We start from the raw sequence: 18,975 nt of genomic DNA on the forward strand, positions 1-18,975 counted from the left end.
GGCAGTTATGGTGCCAGTTGAAAGATATGCGTGTCCGGCAGACCGTCCGGGATGTCGATATCGCGTTGGAGCGGCGTCATTCCCGCAGCCGATGCGCGAAAGCCGTGAACACCGCGCTGGATTCCGGTGAACACGTATCGTCCCTGCGCATCGGTCGTTGCGGTATCGTTGCTGTCAAGACGTGCGACGGTGGCGCCGGGAATTGGTGATTGATCGGCGGCCTTCACCACCCGTCCGCCGATCGAGATGGATTCCTCGACCACCGCACTACCGGTCGGCGCATAGCGCTGGATCAGCGTCGTAACCACCGGCGAAGACGGCGAGTCTCTCAGGACATCCAGCGGTGCCGTGACGACCAGCATCACCGCCGGCCGCCACGGCAGTTTCATCGTGCTCCAGAAATCGTTCGAGATGCGCGGCGGCTCCGGCGGCGCAACGGTGAGATAGACGTGGGCGTTCTGAAAAACCGGCCCGCCTCCTGTCACCCCGAGAGCGAGGGGCACCACATCCGGATTCCGCAGCAGGATACGCAGCGCTTCCGACAGGACGTGGTGCTCGTCCAGGATCGGCGAAGCCATCTCGCTGTTCTCTGTCGTGCTCCATGCCGAGATCAAATAATGGCAGTCGAGGTACGTCGGTGGCTGTGAGAGCGCCACGCTGCCGTCGGACAATTCAACATTGTCCCACGATGCACGGCGGAAATTGCGGTTCTCGCTGACTTCGTACAGATAGACGTTCAAGTAGAGGCCGCTTCCCGACTTCACCTTCGACTGCCAGGCCTCGTCTGGAACAGTGAAATAGAAATGCGGTTTACTCCACTGCGGAAACCAGTCATTATTCAGTATTCTCAAGATCAGCTCGTCGACCAGGTCCAGCATCGTCAGTGCACCACTTCATTGAGTTCAGCGATGCTCAAATTCTTGCCTACCTTGGCGTATTCACGTTGGGTTGCCCTTAGGACGTCGGCCATGCCGACCGGGCGAGCCTGCTCCGCCGCCAGGAACGCTGCCGACAGGCCAATGTTGCTGATATTTCCGCCGCTCAAGCGGAAGCGATTTGCTAGCGCCGCGAAGTCAACAGCGCCGTCCACTGCCGTTTCGCGCGGCCACACGCACTTCCAGATCTTCAGGCGCGCTTCCTCTTCCGGGAATGGGAACTGCACCATGAAAGTCAGCCGCCGCAAGAAAGCGTCATCGATGTTGCCGCGCAGATTGGTCGTCAGGATCGTGATGCCCTCGTGCTGTTCCATTTTTTGGAGCAGGTAGCTGATCTCCATGTTGGCGTAGCGATCGTGGGCGTCGTGAACGGCCGACCTTTTGCCGAGCAGTGAGTCCGCTTCGTCGAACAGCAGCACGCTGTTGCTGCGAACGGCGGCGTTGAATATCCGCTCGAGATTTTGTTCGGTCTCGCCGATGTACTTGCTCACCACGCGCGACAGATCGATCCGGTACAGATCGAGATTGAGGTCGTTGGCGATCACCTCGGCTGCCATCGTCTTTCCTGTGCCGGAGGGCCCGGCAAACAGGGCGGCTATTCCCTTACCGCTGGAGAGCTTCCTGCCGAATCCACCATGCTCCATAACCTGATGGCCAAACCTGACGCGTGCGCTGATTTCCTTGAGCTGCTGCAAGACATCTTCAGAGAGAACGATGTCCTCCCAGCGATGAACCGGTCTGACCTTCGACGCCAGGGCGGCGAGTTCGCCGCCGCTTTGTCGGCGTGCCGCCGAGAGCAGCTCCGCGACAGCGGCATCTTTTTCCAGGCCGGCCGGCGCAGTGACCTTCCAGTCCAGTCGCTGCCGCGCGAAATTCACCGCAGCCGCAATCTCCTCCGGAGCCAAAATGAAGTTGCTCGCCAAGGTATCTGACGTCTCGGCATCAACGGTGATGCCGGCATCTTCCGTCAACGAGCGCCACAATTCGTGACGCGCCTCGTAGTCCGGCAATGCGAAGACAATCTCGAGGAAGCGTTCATTGCCGATGACGGCGCTTATCGCGGAAGTTTCCCCCGCAAGGATGACGGTGTCGATGGACTCTAGCAATCCATCGACAAACAAGCGCCCCGCTTCCTCTTCGGGGGGACTGCATCGCAGACCGCTGACATAGAGCAGACCGTTTGAAAGCGCGGCCTCCTGCGCGAGCAAGGACGCGATGACCGCGGGCTCGTTCTTCCATGCGGAGCTGCGCGCGAGGTCTGCCGTCAGCAGTGCCTGGCCGCCACTTTGCGCGAGCGCCGCCGCTGCCTCCCGCTTGCCTGATGTCGCCGGGCCGGAGAACAGCAGCCGGATTGGCCGTCCGTTATGCCGCGCGCCCACCGCAAAAGCCGGCAACCGTTGCACGATGTCGCTCTGGCAGAGCGTATCGGCGGGTTGCGCCGACGAGGCGTGGTAGGCGCAGAACGAGGCAAGCCGGCTGTCCAAGCTGTTGTCACCCAATAGCGCCCGGGCGGCTCGTTCGCCTACGCGCAGATACTGCGCCAGCAGCGGCGGTTCGACCAAAGCCGGATCCGGCAGCAGCGTGAGCATCCCCGAACGGATCAGTGGTGCATCCGACCTAAATCGCAGGCGCCGGTCTAGGCGCTCCTGGGGCCCGTTGCAAAAAAGATTGAGCGCGAGATCGACGGTCGGCCTACGCTTGGTCACGTCATCTTGCAGGTATGCGTAAATCCGCTCGTAACGCAAATCCAGTTCCGGGGCGAGCGCCAGAATGAGCACCGCATTGTCAAAATCGGGGAACGACCAGCGTTCGCTGATCGCGGACAGCCAAGATGAGGCGAGGAATTCAATGCGGGCTTCGACGATCGATTCATCCGAATCGAACCTCTCGCCTCCCTGACGCTTCATCAGCAGTTCGATCTCGTCGTCGCTGATATACAGTCCCTGAAGCGCGTCGTCGGCTCCGTTTCCTGCGAGCACGCGAGCCCGGGCGATTGCCGCCTTGAGTAGAGCGTCCAGTTTGCGCATCTGAACGAGAATCTCAGGCTTCGCCTCGCTCTCGCGAATCGTAAAAGCAGGGACGGGGACGCCTTGCCTGAAGAAGGATTTCGACAGGATTTTCATGAACGTCCCGCTGCCCTGTCGATCGTCGAAATCAAGCTGCTCGCGGAGACTTTGCCCAGCGGCGTCCGCTGAAAGCTCAGGTTATAGAGTGCGGCTTCCCGCCCGGTCTCGTTGATCGCAACAACCTTTACGGAGTACTGAGCGTCAAGACGTCGCGCATCCTCGCTTCTATCCTGCAGCATGATCGTCTCCCTTGTGATGACCACTTCAGGACCTGTCTGCCGAATTGCCGATAACAGGTCGGAACCGGCGCTCAGCTTTCCGACGATATGGAATCGCGCCTGAGACGAAACGATTGAAACAATCATCTCCTGCAGAATCTCGGGCATGTCGCCGATAAGGATGCGGATCAGATCGAAACTCCCAGGCTGAGCTTGTGACCGCAACAGTCAGTGATTTCCGGTTGATGGGTCAATGAGCCAACTGATCCTTAAACGGGCCAGGCGTAGGCATAGGAGCAAGCGGCGCTCCCAATCGATCACGGCTACACGCACGCTTGAAACCTTGCTCGATTCAGCGCGGATTCGAGCAAGTCGAGCCAAGCAATAAAAAAGGGTCTAGACCGAAAGACCCACCTTTTCCGTCTCTTTCGGTCTGGCCCTCCGGATCGTTGAAGAACGGTGCGGCGAAACTTTCGCACCTCGCGCTGCAATCCGCCGGCGACGTCACTCGCTTGCTTGTCGTCGATGAGTTATAAACGCGATGGCCCTCGAACTTCTGGCTGGGGTCGAGAAGTCAAAGTGAAGAGCGAGAACCGTCAGAAGATCCGCGCGCTACTCGTCGCGGAGATCCCGGCTCGTGGGCATTCGTCGAGATATCGATTACCAGGGCCGCAGTCTGATCAAAGAATGCGGCTTGCTGTTTGCGCGGGCCATCGGCTTGCGGCTTCGCAGTCAGGTCTGCGAGTTATTAGGCGAAGATCATCAGCTCCTCAGTGTGATCTTGCCGGTTCTGTCGATCCACGAGCAGGTCTGCAAACAGCAAAGCAAATTCGACAACGAAATTCGTCAGCTGGCGAAGTCGGATGAAGCGATGCGTCGCCTGATGACAGTTCCGGGCGTCGGCGTTGTGACTGCTTTGACGTTTCCGCCATATGATCGATGATCCATTGCGCTTCCGATCAGCATCCAGCGTCGGCGCCTATCTGGGTCTTACACCGCGACGAAGCCACTCTGGCAAAACTGACGTCAATGGCGAGATATCCCAAGTGGGGCGACCGTCTTCTCCGGACGTACCTTCTTGAGGCGGCGACCGTTTTGCTTCATCGGACGAAGAAATAGTCTTCTCTCAAGGCCTGGGGAATGAAGTTTACCAAGCGGATTGGCACGAGAAAGGCAAAGGTCGCCATCACCCGGGAGATCGCTGTAATCCTCCACTGCGTCTGGGTCGATGGCACGTCGTTCAAACGGGGGGGCAGGCCAAGCAAGCCTGATCCTGCTTCTCGGTCCTGGTCCGGTCCGCCGGACCAACGATGTCCCGCTGGGCCGGAGGTTGTGACGACCCCGTTTATTCGGCTGGTTACGGCTTGACGGTACTCCGCTGCAGACGTTGAGGCGTCCGACCCGGACATCATGATGAGCGCCACGCGACTTCGAAGGGACCATGACCCAGCGCCGGCATCAAGCACAATGACAACAAACCGCTACCGGACTGGCACCAAGTCTCCACTCGCGCTCGCCCTGTCTATGCAACATAGCAGGCTCCGACGGGCCGTGCGCTACCACCGTCAAGAGAAAGGGAGAGATCACTTGACATCAGTCCACAATTAAAGGGCGGAATGACAGACACGCTTCGCCGGCGCGAAAAGACAAAAAACTCGAACCGGCTCAATGGGGCGAACTGAGTTTTGGTTCTTTCCGTTCTTGTTTTTCCGCTTCCCGAGTTCTCCAGCCCATCGGGTCGACAGACCCTATGGCGGCGGTTCCGTGAGCCACGCTTGATCCTTAGGGAGAAGCTGAGCCACGGCCGCCGGTGCAGGGTCGCGGCGCTGAAACCTCATTTCCACCCGGCCCCACGTCCCCTTTGTTGTGTCATCGTTCGGGGCGCGGCGCTTGTTGGTCCAATACTGCCCCCGCAGGACCCAGCCCTCAGGATGAACACTTTCGTCATTCAGATCGAGGAAGAGCGCGCCGCTGTGGTCCTCGCCATGATCGTCGGCGGGGATCATGGTAAGGGCGCGCTCCACCGCGAAGGTGCTGTAGTAGGTGACGTAGATGCGCGCCGAACCGGTATCCGTGCGTCTGAGTGTCGCCGCGAGCGTCTGGCCGGTGCTCTGATTGCGGATCAAGGTCATTCGAAGCCTACGAAACGAATGATCTACTGCCACCACAGTCGTGAACGGACACCATGTGGCGGGGCGCTGGATGGCATACCACGTACCCGAGAAATCCGGAAAGTTGATGACGCCGAGCTTCCGGAAGATCGGCTGTCGCCAACCCCATGTGGTGAACAGCCAGAAGACCGCACCGGTGATCGCTAGGGCGCCCACTGCGGCTTCGCTAAGCGGCACGAAGGCGGCATAAAGGGCATGCACAAACTTCCAAGAAACTTCGAGCGGAGGTGGGTCGATCTTCGTCTGAGCCCACCAGAGCTTCCCCAGAAACGCGACGACGAAGAAAATTCCCAGCCAGTTGATAAGACGCTGCCAGTTCGCGAGCCCGTTCACTGCGAGAGCGCCTGGATGATAGCCTCGAAGCGCGACTTCGATGCTCTGTCCTTGGGCAGGCCCGGGAATCCAGTCTCGTCGTGGCGCCAGCCACGCCTGCCGACCACCGCGCTCACCGCAGCTGCAATGTCGTCACTCTCGATCGCGCAGGACAGTTTCTGCTCCAACATAGCAACGAGACCGTAGGCGTCGCCCGCCTCTGCTGCCGCTTCCGGATAAGCCTCGAGCGGCCGTTCGAAATATTTTCGCGTATCCTCGTTCACCTGGCGTCGCTGCCCGAAATGCTCCTGAAACCTCTGCCGCAGCCGTTCTAGGCTGCCGTCGGAAAACAGCACCGGCCGCCCGCAGGCTGTGGCGAAAGCAATCTCAGCAAGCGTACCGCGGCTGCCACCAAATGCGACGACTACGTCGGGCGTCCGGCCGTTGATGACGTTCCGTATATAGTGAGGCTGGCCGGTATGCAGAAACAACCGTCGGCCGCCCTCGGCGTAGTCCCAGTGGGTCGCCGAAGCGGGCAAGATACCGATCAGGCGGCACGTGGCGGGTGCCACCTCTGCGGCCCCGAGCATCGATCCGTCCTTGACCTCTCCCTTGCACTCAATCGATGCTCTCGGCAGCACTTGGCCGCCAGTCAGCAAAATCCATTCTCGCTGCGCGATTACCCTCCCCAGCGCGACGCTGGGCTCCATCTGCCCATCGCCTCCGATTACGCCGACGATTGCTCGACGCCCAGGCATCCACATCGTCCCGCTGCCGCTTCCAACAGTTTAAAGCGGCTTGGCTCCAATTGGAAGTTCGGGGGAGCAGCAGTTTGGACGCAAGTTGGTAACTCACGGATCTCAATCAGCACTAGCGTGCCGCCGGAAAAACAGGCGCAGCATAATGGCACCCTAGCGCCGGGAACTAACGTTACTCGGCGGGCCCAATAGAGAAAAGCTCGTTACTCATGTGATCGGAAGTATGGGCCAGAATATGGGCTGCTAAACAGCTACCTTCACGAAGCGCTGAAAATTAATGAATTTTCCGGCCGCATGGCGGAGAGAGTGGGATTCGAACCCACGGTACGGTTTCCCGCACACACGCTTTCCAAGCGTGCGCCTTAAGCCACTCGGCCATCTCTCCGGAGCGCACTCTCTTGAAGGGGCGCCGATGATTTTGCAAGGGATCGCGGGGAAATCGGGTGATTTTTCCGTAAGATATTGTATTTTATAGACAATATCAGGCGCAACGCTAACGCTCGGAACCGCCTGCTGGCTGAACCGGCGGCGGGTTTGGTGCGACGATTCACTCAAGACCGTCAAACACGTCCGGGGGCACCATGACCGTCCGCAACACCATCGCCGTGCTGAGCCTGGTTTCGGCCCTTGCCGCCGCCTTCGCGGGGCCCGCCGCCGCACAGGTCTGCACCCGGCAAGGGGGCGACGTCAGCTGTGACGACGGACGGCGCGGGATGCTTTCGGGCGATGCCATCCTCTGGCCGGACGGCACGCGTTCGAGCGCGACGCCGCATCAGAGCGTCATCATCGGTAACAAGAGCTCGGTGCATGTCGGGCCCGGCGTGTTCGTCGGCCAGGGCAAGGGCATGGTGCCGCTCGACGATCCGAACGCGCCGAACAAGCGGCAGTGCGCGATTCTGGAAGGCGTGTCGTATTGCTATTGAGGCTCTCGTCTTCGCCCCTGCCCTCCCCGAAATGAACGGGGAGGAGACTAGATCAGCCGCACGCCCGATATCGCCGACTTGAGCCAGCGCAGCGCTTGCGGCGGCTGGTTAGCGAGCGGCGCAACCGCGGCCTTCTCCGTCCGGCACTTCTCCAGTTCTGCGACGAAATCCGCCGACCATTGCTGGATGGTGTGGCCGCGCAGCTTCTTCATCATCGCATCCCAGCGCATCTTGCGCTCGGTGAGCGGCATCGCGGCCGCGACCGCGATCGCGCGCGCCATGCCGTCGATGTCGTGCGGATTGACCAGCAGCGCGGCGTCGAGCTCGTTGGCCGCGCCGGCGAATTTCGACAGCACCAGCACGCCGGGATCGGCCGGGTTTTGTGCGGCGACATATTCCTTGGCGACCAGGTTCATGCCGTCGTGCAGCGGCGTCACCACGCCGATCTGCGCGGTGCGGTAGAGTCCCGCGAGCACGGCCTGGCTAAAGCCCTTGTTGAGATAGCGGATAGGTGTCCAGTCGGCCTCGCCGTGGCGGCCGTTGACGTCGGACACGAGCCGCGCGACTTCGTTCTGCAAATTGCCATAGGCTTCGATGGCACCGCGCGAGGGATTTGCGATCTGCAACAGCGAGATGCTGCGCGCAAACTGCGGATGCTCGGTCCAAAGCCGATCGAACGCGCTGATGCGGTTGACGAGGCCCTTGGAATAGTCGAGCCGGTCGACGCCGATCGCGAGCCGCTCACCGTTGAGGCTGCGGCGAAGCCGGGAGACGTCCGGATGCGACGCCGATTTCGCCGCGTATTGCGCGAACTTCTCGGCGTCGATGCCGATCGGAAAGACCTCGCAGCGCGTTCGGCCATGCTGCGAGATCGCAACGCCGTCTTCGACGGCGAGGCCGAGTTCGCCCGCGACATAGCCGAGAAAATTCTGGCAGTCGTCATGGGTCTGGAAGCCGATCAGATCGTAGGCCAGCATCGCCGTGATCAGCTCGCGATGATTGGGCACGCCCTGCATCACCGCGGCGACAGGCCATGGCGTATGGAGGAAGAAGCCGATCGGATCGTCGACGCCCAGATCCCGCAGCTCCGCGCCGAGTGCGAGGAAATGATAATCCTGCACCCAGAACGCGGTTTGTGCTTTCCGAAAGCGCATCAAGGCGCGCGCCATGAAGGCGTTGACCTCGCGATAGCTGACATAGTCGTCACGCGAGACGCGGATCAGATCGCTGCGCGAGTGCAGCGCCGGCCACAGCGCCGAATTGGCAAACCCCTCGTAATACCCGCCATAGTGTGCCGCCGGCAGATCCAGCGTCGCGATCGCGCCCGAACCCAATGCTTCGATTTCGGCGAACGGCTCCTTTTGATGACCGTCACGCACACGGCCCGAGGAACCCACCCAGATCGCGCCCGAATGTTCCACGACGGGTAACAAGGCCGCCGCGAGACCGCCCGTCATGGGCTCGTTGGGTTTGCCGCGTGCGACGCGATTCGAAACGACGACTAAGTTCACAGGTCGTCCCCTCCTGTTTCATTCCACCCGTTTAACTGCCGTTCATCAATATGGTTCCTGATCATCCTTTGCACCAATTGAAACCAAAATCGGGCGTGCGCGTTGGAACCGGTTTACCTCCAGGGAACCCGACGATTTCGCTACACAAAGTCGGTTTGGGTTACCGTGGCGCGCACAGCATGAAACGGGCGCGCTGGGGAATTACGCGCGCGATATGTGGCTCCGAGATGTCGGTGCCTTATTCCAACCTTGAGTCGTCGAGCAGCCGCGCGAGGAACGCGCGCACGTCGTTCGGCGCGTCGAAGTGCCCGTTGACACCCATAGCGCGGCGGCCGACCGAGAAAGCGAGCCCGTTCATGTCGGGCATGATCGCGAATACGGTCTCGTCGGTGACGTCATCGCCGATGAAAATCGGACGGCGTCCCTTGAAAGGTTCGTGCTTCATCAACTCGCGCACGCCGGTCGCCTTGGTGAAACCGGAATGCTTGATCTCGCAAACGAACTTGCCCGGCAGCACCTCGATCGGTGCATTGGGCAGGTCGGCGCGGATCAACGAGACGGATTCATAGATCGCTTTCTCCGCATGCGGCGCAAGACGGTAGTGCAGCGCCAGCGAATAGCCCTTGTCCTCGAGCAGAATGCCGGGACTGAGCTTGGCGACCGCCGCGAGCCGCCGCTTCAATTCCTTGTCCAGCGGCGGCGCGCTGACGGCATCGGCTTCGTTGTCCACCGAAAGCCGCATCTCCGCGCCGTGGCCGGCGACGGCGCGAAAGACATCGGGCGCGAAGATCAGGTCGATGTCGTTGAGCGAACGGCCGCTGACCATCGCCAGTGCGCCCGAGGTGCGCTCCGTCAACCGGTTCAGCGTTTCCGACAGGCCGGGCGGCACCCACACCTCGCGCGGCGTCGGCATCAGGTCGAGCAGCGTCCCGTCGATGTCGAGCAGGATCGCTGTTTCATTGAGATGCGGCACGAGCGCGTGGGGCACCGGCACCGCATCGGGCGCTTCATCGTCGACCATGGTGCGCTCTTGATCCAATTCAGCCAGTTCCGATTTCATAGTCTACTCCATGGACGCAAGCGGCCGCGCGATTTCTTCGAGCGATCTGCGTTCCGCCGAGATGGCATAGCGCCACGCCACGATCGCGGCTGCGATCATCAGGAACGCCCCCAGTAAATAGCCTGCGAATACGCTCGTGCGCGACCCCGTGTCGATCAGCGCCCCGAACAATGCGGGGCCGATCACGCCCCCGATACCGGTGCCGACCGCGTAGAACACGGCGATCGCGAGCGCGCGGACTTCCAAGGGAAACGTCTCGCTGACGGTGAGATAGGCGGCGCTCGCGGCGGGCGAGGCAAAGAAGAAGATCACCATCCAGGCGATGGTCTGCCCCTGCGCGCTCAAGGCGCCAATCGAGAACAGATAGCCCGACAGCGCCAGCAACAAGCCCGACACCCCATAGGTGAACATGATCATGGTCCGGCGGCCGAGCGTATCGAACAGGCGGCCGAGCAGCAGCGGGCCGAGGAAATTGCCGGCGGCGAAGGGGAGCAGATACCAGCCGACATGATCGGCGCTGATGCCGTAAAAATCGGTCAACACCAGCGCAAAGGTGAAGAAGATGGCGTTGTAGAAGAAGGCCTGCGCGATCATCAGCACGAGGCCGACCATCGCCCGCTGGCGATAGACCGAGAACAGCGTGTGCACGACCTCGCGGATCGGCGTGTGGCTCCGCATTTTCAGGCGGATCCTGGCGAAGCGGCCGTCGGTCGTATCCTGGTCGTGTCCGAGCACCGAGCGTTCGATCTCGTCGACGATGGCGTGGGCCTGGTCGGGACGGCCGTGGATCATCAGCCAGCGCGGGCTCTCCGGAATCCACATCCGCATCAAGAGCACGACGAGGCCGATGGCCGCGCCGATGAGATAAGCGAGGCGCCAGCCGAGATCAGGGCCGATCACCGCGGGATCGAGCAGCACAATGGCCGCTACGGCGCCCATCGCGGCACCGATCCAGAAGCTGCCGTTGATGACGAGATCAGTCCAGCCGCGATAGCGCGCCGGCACCAGTTCCTGGATGGTCGAATTGATCGCGGTATATTCGCCGCCGATGCCGGCGCCGGTGAGAAAGCGAAACAGTGCGTAGCTCGCGACATTCCATGACAGAGCCGTCGCGGCCGTCGCCGAGAGATAGAGCGCGAGCGTGATGAAGAACAGCTTCTTGCGACCGATGCGGTCGGTGAGCCAGCCGAAGCCGAGCGCGCCGAGCACCGCGCCTGCGAGATAGGCGGAATTGGCAATGCCGAGATCGAGATTGGAGAAATGCAGCGAGGGACTCTGCTTCAGCGCGCCGGAGAGCGCGCCGGCCAACGTCACCTCGAGGCCATCCAGAATCCAGGTGATGCCGAGCGCGAGCACGACGCGGGTGTGAAACCCGCTCCACGGCAGCGCGTCAAGTCGCGCGGGAATGCTGGTTTCGATGATGCGGTCGCCCGCGGCCGCCTTCGCGACCGCCTTGGAGACCACAGGTCCATCGTCCGGCGCTAGGCTTCGCTGCAATTCCATCGCGTTGTTGCATCTGACCAATGGACATGGCCCCGGTTCACATAGCGTGGACAGGGGCGATCCGATCAAGGGGGTGCGGCATTCCGCCTGCCACCTGCGACAACGTCTGCGGCGAGGGCAGGTTCCCGCAGGAACGACTGCTCGCGCCGCTGGTTTTCGGTGGAGCCGCAAGGAGTTGACGCATGGCTCATGCCAGAAAGACGACACATTCTCGCAAAACATCGGCGGGCAAGAGCACCAGGCGCGCCGCACCGAAGCGCTGGTCACAGCGCGTGACGAAGGAGAGCGACGCGCTCGACCTCAAACAAGGCGTGTTCAAGCTGACCAGCGCGAAGAAAATCGCGGCTTCGTTGAAGCGCTCGGCCGAGCACAGCGCGCGCCGCAAGACCGGCGCCTACCGCTCGGCGCTGTCGATGCTGACGTTCTACATCAACCGCGCCGGCAAGACGCTGCCGCAGACGCAGCGCACCCGGCTGGAGCGGGCAAAGGTGGAGCTGAAGCGGGCGTTCGGGAGGGAGTGAGCGCCAGGTCATCCTGGACAAGCGCAGCGCCGATCCAGGACCTATTACCCCAGGGAGCAGTTTGGCGAAGATTCGGGGTTAGCGGCCCGCGCCGCAACTTCGCGCTGGGGTAATGGATCCTGGCTTTCGCCAGGACGACGGCGGAGTGCGTGGCGCGCTTCGGGCCTCACGCCGCCCGGATATTGCCCATGAAGCGGTCGAGCTCGGCGCGCAGGCGGGTGCTTTCGGACGACAGCGTCTTGGCCGAATGCAGCACCTCTTCCGAAGCCGAGCCGGTTTCGGCGGCACCGCGGTTGACCTGGCCGATGTCGGTGGCAGCGGTCTGAGTGCCCTGTGCAACCGTCTGGACGCTGCGCGCGATTTCCTGCGTCGCCGCGCCCTGCTGCTCCACTGCGCTCGCGATCGACGTCGAGATCGACGAGATCTGGCCGATGGTGGCGCCGATCTCCTTGATCGCCGCAACCGACTCGGCGGTGGCGCCCTGCATGCCTGTGATGTGCGAAGAGATCTCGTCGGTCGCCTTCGCGGTCTGGCTCGCCAGCGACTTCACTTCGCTGGCCACGACGGCAAAGCCGCGGCCGGCTTCACCGGCGCGTGCCGCTTCGATGGTCGCGTTGAGCGCCAGAAGATTGGTCTGCTCGGCGATCGCCGTGATCAGCTTGACCACTTCGCCGATCTGCTGGGCGGCATGCGAGAGCTTGCCGATGCGATTGTCGGTCTCCTTTGCCTGCACCACGGCGTTTTCGGCAATGCGGCTGGAATCGCGTACCTGGCGGCCGATCTCCTCGACCGAGGCCGAGAGCTCTTCCGTCGCGGTCGCCACCGACTGCATGTTGCTAGAGGCCTGCTCGGAGACGTCGGCGACCTGGCTCGACAGGCTCTGCGTGGTCTCGGCGGTGCGGGTCAGCGTCGAGGCCGCCGATTCCAGCTGCACGGCCGAGGCCGAGACGTTGGAGACGATGGCACCGACCGCGCTTTCGAAATCGTCGGCGAAACGAATCAGTTCGGAGCGGCGAGCAGCGCTTGCTTCCTTGTTCTGGGCCTCGTTGGCGGCGGCGTCGCGCTCGGCCTTGGCCACGGCCTGCACCTTGAATTCTTCGACCGCACCGGCCATCTCGCCGATCTCGTCCTTGCGGCCCAGGCCCGGCAGCACGACATCGAAATTGCCCGCGGCAAGCTCGCGCATTGCCTTGCACATCGCGATCATCGGACGCGAAATGCCGTTGCCTAGCATCAGGGCGAGCGCAGCGCCGACGGCAAGGCCGCCCAGCGCCATCATCAGCATCAGCCGCTCGGTCTCGCCGATGGTGGCATTGGCGTTGACCTCGATGCGCTGCTGATCCGCCGTCAGCTCCGACCGCAGCTCACCCGAGAGCTTGAGAATGGACGCGGCCGTCTTGGTCATGTCGCCGTTCAGCTTGACGATGACCTTCACGTTCTCGGTCAGTTTTGAAAAGGAGGTGCGGTACTGCTTGAGGAGATTGCTGATCTCGGTGACGCGGTCGGTGATCTTCTGGTCGTTGGCATAGATCGAGACCAGCAAGGTCTCCAGAAATTTGATACGGGCGATCACGCCGTCGGCGGTCTTCGGCTCCGGCTTGGCGACGAAGGCGCTGACCGAGGTGGAGACCGCAAGGTATTGCGATGTGATGTCCTTGGCCGTGCTCTGAACCGAGTTCAGGCCCGCCAGTGCCGCGGTATCGGCGAGGTCGTCGAACTTGAACCGGATCTTGTTGCCGACGCTGTTGAGCTCATCGGTCGCGATCTTGCCATTCTCGCGCGTCAACGTGATGATCTCGCCGAACACCTTGGTAAAGCCCTTGAAGTCGGCCTCGAGCCTGCCGACCTGCTCGCGGCGCGCTGCGCCCGTGGTGGCCGCCGCCGACTTGGCGATCGCGGCCCTCAGATTCTCTTCGGCTGCTTTGGCCGCGGTCTCATCATCCGCCGCGCCGGTCAGCGTGTAGGCCCGCGCCAGCCCCTGGTAAGCGATCAGCTCGCGATCGACCGTCCGCGCAAGGTCCGCTTCGGCGACGCTGGAGCGGTAGGAGGCCACGGCGGCCTGGATCCGCTCGAAGCCGAAATACGCGAAAGCCATGCTGACGGCGAGGATGGCGAGCACCGCCACGAAGCCGAGGATGATTTTTGCGCGAAAACGCAAGGTGAGCAGCTTCGATGTGGTCGGCTTCGACTTGACGGGCATTCCCCACCCCATTCCATTCGCGGAAAAACAGGCGCAGCCCGGAAGCAGCCCGCTTCCTGACGCGTGAGCACGGTAAATGGCAAAGGATAAGCGGCGGTAAACTTGTGGCGCCGCAACTGGCGGTTAGGTGACGCAGGGTCTCGTCGTCCTGGACAAGCGCTACCCAGTGAGCAGTTGGCGATGACTCGGGGTTAGCAGTTCGCCCGACAACTCCTCCTTGGGGTAATGGGTCCTGGCTTTCGCCAGGACGACGGCGGAGTGCGTGGCGCGCTTCGGGCCTCACGCCGCCCGGATATTCCCCATGAAGCGGTCGAGCTCGGCGCGCAGGCGGGTGCTTTCGGACGACAGCGTCTTGGCCGAATGCAGCACCTCTTCCGAAGCCGAGCCGGTTTCGGCGGCACCGCGGTTGACCTGGCCGATGTCGGTGGCAGCGGTCTGAGTGCCCTGTGCAACCGTCTGGACGCTGCGCGCGATTTCCTGCGTCGCCGCGCCCTGCTGCTCCACTGCGCTCGCGATCGACGTCGAGATCGACGAGATCTGGCCGATGGTGGCGCCGATCTCCTTGATCGCCGCAACCGACTCGGCGGTGGCGCCCTGCATGCCTGTGATGTGCGAAGAGATCTCGTCGGTCGCCTTCGCGGTCTGGCTCGCCAGCGACTTCACTTCGCTGGCCACGACGGCAAAGCCGCGGCCGGCTTCACCGGCGCGTGCCGCTTCGATGGTCGCGTTGAGCGCCAGAAGATTGGTCTGCTCGGCGATCGCCGTGATCAGCTTGACCACTTCGCCGATCTGCTGGGCGGCATGCGAGAGCTTGCCGATGCGATTGTCGGTCTCCTTTGCCTGCACCACGGCGTTTTCGGCAATGCGGCTGGAATCGCGTACCTGGCGGCCGATCTCCTCGACCGAGGCCGAGAGCTCTTCCGTCGCGGTCGCCACCGACTGCATGTTGCTAGAGGCCTGCTCGGAGACGTCGGCGACCTGGCTCGACAGGCTCTGCGTGGTCTCGGCGGTGCGGGTCAGCGTCGAGGCCGCCGATTCCAGCTGCACGGCCGAGGCCGAGACGTTGGAGACGATGGCACCGACCGCGCTTTCGAAATCGTCGGCGAAACGAATCAGTTCGGAGCGGCGAGCAGCGCTTGCTTCCTTGTTCTGGGCCTCGTTGGCGGCGGCGTCGCGCTCGGCCTTGGCCACGGCCTGCACCTTGAATTCTTCGACCGCACCGGCCATCTCGCCGATCTCGTCCTTGCGGCCCAGGCCCGGCAGCACGACATCGAAATTGCCCGCGGCAAGCTCGCGCATCGCCTTGCACATCGCGATCATCGGACGCGAAATGCCGGTGCCGAGCAGGAAGGCGAGGACCGCGCCGAGCAGCGTGCCGCCGACGGCCAGCATCAGCACCAGTTGCTCGGTCTTCCCGATGGTCGCTTCCGATTCGGACTCCAGCCGCTGCTGTTCGGCAACGAGGTCCGCCTTCATGGCGGTAGCACCCTGAAGGATCGCGCCGGCCGAACCGCTCATCTCGGTGACGAGATCGTCGATCATCTTGGCATTGGCGATCAGTTTCTCCAGCGATTCCCGATAGGCACCGAGTAATCCCTTGGCATCCTTCAGGCCGGCGACGATCTTGTCGTCCATGGAATAAACCGCGCCGAGCGAGTTCTCGACGAATTTCAGCCGCGCCAGCGCGCTGGTCGCAATCGCCTGATCGGATGTCAGCACGAAATTGGTCGCCGCCGCGTTCGCGGTCTGGAATTGGGCATTGACCTGCTTGGTCCCGAACTCGATCGCCTGCGCCTCGGAATCGGAGGCATTGTTGCCGATGTCGTCGAGCTTGTATTTCAGGAGGTTGGCGTTGCGCATGAGCTGGTTCTGCACCAGCAGCGCGCTGTCACGCTTGGCCTGGAGGACTTTTGCGAAGGTCGCGGAGAAGTTGGAGAACTCCTTGGCGAGCTTGCCCAGGCCCTCCTGGCGCGCCGGCTTCTTGGCGCTCTTGACCGCCTGGTCGATGGCGCTCTTGAGGCCGGTCTCCGCGTCCAGCGCCGTCTTGGCGTCGTCCTCCTTGCCGGTGACGACGAAGTATTTGGCGGCCGAGCGATAGGCGAGCAGCTCCCGGTCGATATTGCGGGCGAGATCGGCCTCGGTGACGCTGCTGCGGTAGGACCCGACCCCGGACGAGACCCGCTCGAAGCCAAAATAGGAGAAAGCCATGCTGCCGGCGGAGATCACCAGCACGGCGGCAAAGCCCAGAATGATCTTGGCGCGGAACCTGAGGGTCGGCATTATGGTGCGCTTCGACGAAGACGCGATACGTCCGGACATTCCCACCCCCAACCCTCTGTTCTTGCAACGCTCAGCCGGCCCGGAAGCAGCCCTTCCCGAACCTGTGCGGAAAATTAAGGCAGAAACGTCAAGAGGCGGTAAATCCAGCCGGCCTGCACCCCGGGTGGCGAGACTATCCGTCCTCCCGGCGCTCGTTCAGCCTTGCCGGGCCGAGGGGGCCGTGTTGCGGCCAACCGGAAAGCGCCTTACTCTTGGGGAACTTGTCGGACACTTATCAGGCACTTGGCGTTAGACCGGGCTGGTCCTCGAGGGGAGAAACGAGTGGGGCAAACCGATTTTCGGTTTGGCGGTGCGTCTGGCGTTGCCGTTGCCAAATCGAAGGCTGCGAGCGTCGATGAAGCCGTGGCCGAGCTCGTCGCCCAACTCCCGTCCGACGAGCTGGCGCTGATCCTGGTCTTCCTCTCGCCCCGCTACGACCCCCATCGCTTCATCGCCGAGATCACCCGGCAGTTCGATGAGACCCGGATCTGCGGTTGCACGACCGCGGGCGAGCTCGCCCCTGACGGCTGGGACGAGAACAGCGTCGTGGCGCTCGCGTTCAGCCGTGCCGATTTCTCGGCCGCGGTGCGGCCGATTTTCAACCTCGACAGTTTCCGCGTCGAGGACGGCCGCAGAATCGGCGGCGAGCTCCGGCACGAGCTGTTGCGGATCACCCCGCAAGTCGATCGCGGCAATGCCTTCGGCCTCGTGTTGATCGACGGCCTGTGCCGCCGCGAAGAGGCGGTGATGTCCGCGATCTATGCCTCGCTCGACGACATTCCGGTTGTCGGCGGCTCCGCGGGTGACGGGATGCGCTTCGAGAAGACCTGGGTGTTCTGCGACGGCAAGGCACACACCAATGCCGCCCTCCTGATCCTGTTGAACACCTCGCTGCCGTTCCGGGTTTTCAAGTGCGACAATTTCGAGCCCAGTCCGCAGAAGATGGTGGTCACCGAAGCCGACATCGAAAATCGAACGGTCAGGGAGCTGAACGCGGAGCCAGCGGCCGAGGAATATTCGCGCATGGTCGGGATCCTGGACGCCAAGCTCGATCCGTTCTCCTTCGCGTCCCACCCGGTGCTGGTGCGGGTCGGCGGCGCCTATTACGCGCGGTCGATCCAGCGCGTCGAACCGGACGGCTCCTTGCATTTCTTCTGCGCCATCGACGAAGGCATGGTGCTGACGGCGGCGACGTCGCGCAGCCTGGTCGGCTCGACCCGCGACACCTTCACCGAAATCCGCGACCAGATCGGAGAGGTCTCGCTCTATATCGGCTTCGAGTGCCTGCTCCGGCGGCTCGACGCCGAGCAGCACCAGCTCACCCGCGACATGTCCGAACTGTACCGGCAGAACCGAGTCGTCGGCTTTCACACCTATGGCGAGCAGTTCGGCTCCATGCATGTGAACCAGACCTTCACCGGCGTCGCGATCGGAAGGCGCCCGTCGTGACGGACATGTGGCAGGGCCCTGATGCGACCGACCAGTTGCGGCGCGAGGCGGCGAAGCTGAAGAAGATCAACGCCGCCCTGATGTCGCGCGTCGAGCGCTCGATGGACCAGCAGCTCAACGCCTTCTCGCTGTTCGAGACTGCGATTGCGCTCGACCACAAGGTCCGCGACCGGACTCACCAGTTGCGCGGAGCGCTGCATTCGGTCGAGCGCGCCAATGAAGAGCTCTACCGCGCCAAGCAACAGGCTGAAGCCGCAAGCTCGCTGAAATCATCGGTGCTGATCTCGGTCACCCACGACCTGTTGCAGCCGCTCAACGCGGCGCGGCTGACGCTGTCGGCGCTGACCGAAATGATGGAGTCGCAGGAAGCGGGCCTGCTGATCGACCAGGCCGACCGCTCGCTGCTGATGCTGGAGGACCTACTGCGGTCGCTGCTGGAGATCGCAAAGCTCGACGCCGGCGCACTCAAGCCCGACGTGCGCGCCATCGCGCTGGCGCCCCTGTTCGAGCAGCTTCGCAACGAATTCGAGCCGGTCGCGGCGCGGCAGGGGCTTGCCCTGCACATCCGCACCTCACCGCACGCGGTGAGGTCGGATGCGATGATGCTGCGACGGATCCTTCAGAATCTGCTTGCCAATGCGATCCGCTATACCCGCAGCGGCGGCGTCGTCATGGGATGCCGGCTGCGGGGCGACCGCATCTGCGTCCAGGTCTCCGACACCGGGCCTGGAATTGCGCAGGCGCAGCAGGAGGCAATCTTCCGCGAATTCCAGCGCGGCGAAGCAACCGCGACCGACCAGGCCGGCTTCGGGCTCGGCCTCTCCATCGTCCGCCGTTTCGCAACCGTGCTCGGTCACGGGGTGCAGTTGTCGTCCCGGATCGGCAAAGGATCGACCTTCACCCTGGAGCTGGAGCCGAGGGGGGGGGGGCGGCGGGGGGGGGCGGGGGCCGCGGGGCGGCGGGGGGGGCGGCGCGAAAGCAGGGGCGCAGGGGCCCCCAGCCAGCGGGTAGAGGAACCCCCCCCCCCCA

General features: G+C 62.9%; 14 protein-coding genes, 1 tRNA gene and 1 pseudogene. 5 read left to right on the forward strand and 11 right to left on the reverse strand.

Going from position 1 to position 18,975, the window contains the following annotated elements; translation table 11 throughout:
• Nucleotides 1-5: 5 nt before the first annotated feature.
• From AC0L3A_RS16900 to AC0L3A_RS16910, 3 genes are read right to left on the reverse strand one after another with little or no spacing between them, the layout of a single operon-like run.
• The gene (locus AC0L3A_RS16900) at nt 6-878 is read right to left on the reverse strand and encodes a Pvc16 family protein (protein WP_473254809.1); all 873 of its coding nucleotides are present in this window, start codon (nt 876-878) and stop codon (nt 6-8) included.
• Nucleotides 879-880: 2 nt separating this feature from the next.
• On the reverse strand, nt 881-3,058 hold the full coding sequence (locus AC0L3A_RS16905; protein ID WP_473254811.1) for an ATP-binding protein: 2,178 nt from the start codon (nt 3,056-3,058) through the stop codon (nt 881-883).
• Entirely contained in the window at nt 3,055-3,444 is a 390-nt protein-coding gene (locus AC0L3A_RS16910) for a hypothetical protein (protein WP_473254812.1), read from the reverse strand. Before AC0L3A_RS16910 ends, AC0L3A_RS16905 begins: the two co-directional genes overlap by 4 nt.
• A 333-nt stretch (nt 3,445-3,777) precedes the next feature.
• Between AC0L3A_RS16910 and AC0L3A_RS16915 the strand changes: the two are divergent.
• A pseudogene (locus tag AC0L3A_RS16915) lies at nt 3,778-4,470 on the forward strand (IS110 family RNA-guided transposase); the annotation flags it as partial.
• Nucleotides 4,471-4,967: 497 nt separating this feature from the next.
• Here the strand turns inward: AC0L3A_RS16915 and AC0L3A_RS16920 are convergent.
• The 3 genes from AC0L3A_RS16920 to AC0L3A_RS16930 form a co-directional block, all read right to left on the reverse strand.
• Nucleotides 4,968-5,723, reverse strand: coding sequence for a hypothetical protein (locus AC0L3A_RS16920; RefSeq protein WP_473254813.1), 756 nt, complete (start codon nt 5,721-5,723; stop codon nt 4,968-4,970).
• Nucleotides 5,720-6,466 (reverse strand): SLOG cluster 4 domain-containing protein, encoded by a 747-nt coding sequence (locus AC0L3A_RS16925; RefSeq protein WP_473254814.1) that lies wholly within the window; start codon nt 6,464-6,466, stop codon nt 5,720-5,722. The genes AC0L3A_RS16920 and AC0L3A_RS16925 overlap by 4 nt, the downstream gene beginning before the upstream one ends.
• 289 nt (nt 6,467-6,755) lie before the next feature.
• Nucleotides 6,756-6,845, reverse strand: a tRNA-Ser gene (locus AC0L3A_RS16930).
• Between the two features lie 196 nt (nt 6,846-7,041).
• On the opposite strand from AC0L3A_RS16930, the gene AC0L3A_RS16935 reads away from it, so the two are divergent.
• A complete protein-coding gene (locus AC0L3A_RS16935; protein WP_219679407.1) occupies nt 7,042-7,383 on the forward strand; it encodes a hypothetical protein in 342 nt (113 codons plus the stop codon).
• A 47-nt stretch (nt 7,384-7,430) separates the two neighbouring features.
• Here the strand turns inward: AC0L3A_RS16935 and AC0L3A_RS16940 are convergent, their stop codons facing one another.
• The 3 genes from AC0L3A_RS16940 to AC0L3A_RS16950 all read right to left on the reverse strand — a co-directional run bounded on the left by AC0L3A_RS16940 (nt 7,431) and on the right by AC0L3A_RS16950 (nt 11,457).
• Nucleotides 7,431-8,894, reverse strand: a complete 1,464-nt coding sequence (locus AC0L3A_RS16940) for a trehalose-6-phosphate synthase (protein WP_007599076.1) — start codon at nt 8,892-8,894, stop codon at nt 7,431-7,433.
• Between the two features lie 238 nt (nt 8,895-9,132).
• Nucleotides 9,133-9,954: a trehalose-phosphatase gene (gene otsB, locus AC0L3A_RS16945; protein WP_473254815.1), complete on the reverse strand. Its 822-nt coding sequence runs from the start codon at nt 9,952-9,954 to the stop codon at nt 9,133-9,135.
• 3 nt (nt 9,955-9,957) lie between these two features.
• The gene (locus tag AC0L3A_RS16950) at nt 9,958-11,457 is read right to left on the reverse strand and encodes an MFS transporter (RefSeq protein ID WP_007599074.1); all 1,500 of its coding nucleotides are present in this window, start codon (nt 11,455-11,457) and stop codon (nt 9,958-9,960) included.
• A gap of 182 nt (nt 11,458-11,639) precedes the next feature.
• Here AC0L3A_RS16950 and AC0L3A_RS16955 point away from each other — a divergent pair, with 182 nt between their 5' ends.
• Nucleotides 11,640-11,978, forward strand: coding sequence for a DUF3175 domain-containing protein (locus AC0L3A_RS16955; protein ID WP_473254816.1), 339 nt, complete (start codon nt 11,640-11,642; stop codon nt 11,976-11,978).
• 166 nt (nt 11,979-12,144) lie between these two features.
• Here AC0L3A_RS16955 and AC0L3A_RS16960 read toward each other — a convergent pair whose 3' ends face one another.
• Both AC0L3A_RS16960 and AC0L3A_RS16965 read right to left on the reverse strand, forming a co-directional pair.
• On the reverse strand, nt 12,145-14,178 hold the full coding sequence (locus AC0L3A_RS16960; RefSeq protein WP_473254817.1) for a methyl-accepting chemotaxis protein: 2,034 nt from the start codon (nt 14,176-14,178) through the stop codon (nt 12,145-12,147).
• Nucleotides 14,179-14,457: 279 nt separating this feature from the next.
• The gene (locus AC0L3A_RS16965; RefSeq protein WP_354127123.1) at nt 14,458-16,497 is read right to left on the reverse strand and encodes a methyl-accepting chemotaxis protein; all 2,040 of its coding nucleotides are present in this window, start codon (nt 16,495-16,497) and stop codon (nt 14,458-14,460) included.
• 282 nt (nt 16,498-16,779) lie between these two features.
• Here AC0L3A_RS16965 and AC0L3A_RS16970 point away from each other — a divergent pair, with 282 nt between their 5' ends.
• Nucleotides 16,780-17,946 (forward strand): FIST N-terminal domain-containing protein, encoded by a 1,167-nt coding sequence (locus AC0L3A_RS16970; protein WP_007599070.1) that lies wholly within the window; start codon nt 16,780-16,782, stop codon nt 17,944-17,946.
• Between the two features lie 5 nt (nt 17,947-17,951).
• Nucleotides 17,952-18,975 (forward strand): sensor histidine kinase (locus AC0L3A_RS16975; RefSeq protein ID WP_473254830.1); only part of this gene is annotated, 1,024 nt, incomplete at its 3' end.

The sequence above is a fragment of the Bradyrhizobium sp. MI1.3 genome (assembly GCF_055811695.1).

Bases quoted from the DNA above. Each gene is read 5' to 3' on its own strand.
- AC0L3A_RS16950 (WP_007599074.1), bottom strand. From the start codon at position 11,457: ATGGAATTGCAGCGAAGCCTAGCGCCGGACGATGGACCTGTGGTCTCC.
- otsB (WP_473254815.1), bottom strand. From the start codon at position 9,954: ATGAAATCGGAACTGGCTGAATTGGATCAAGAGCGCACCATGGTCGAC.
- AC0L3A_RS16925 (WP_473254814.1), bottom strand. From the start codon at position 6,466: ATGTGGATGCCTGGGCGTCGAGCAATCGTCGGCGTAATCGGAGGCGAT.
- AC0L3A_RS16965 (WP_354127123.1), bottom strand. From the start codon at position 16,497: ATGTCCGGACGTATCGCGTCTTCGTCGAAGCGCACCATAATGCCGACC.
- AC0L3A_RS16960 (WP_473254817.1), bottom strand. From the start codon at position 14,178: ATGCCCGTCAAGTCGAAGCCGACCACATCGAAGCTGCTCACCTTGCGT.
- AC0L3A_RS16955 (WP_473254816.1), top strand. From the start codon at position 11,640: ATGGCTCATGCCAGAAAGACGACACATTCTCGCAAAACATCGGCGGGC.
- AC0L3A_RS16900 (WP_473254809.1), bottom strand. From the start codon at position 878: ATGCTGGACCTGGTCGACGAGCTGATCTTGAGAATACTGAATAATGAC.
- AC0L3A_RS16935 (WP_219679407.1), top strand. From the start codon at position 7,042: ATGACCGTCCGCAACACCATCGCCGTGCTGAGCCTGGTTTCGGCCCTT.
- AC0L3A_RS16905 (WP_473254811.1), bottom strand. From the start codon at position 3,058: ATGAAAATCCTGTCGAAATCCTTCTTCAGGCAAGGCGTCCCCGTCCCT.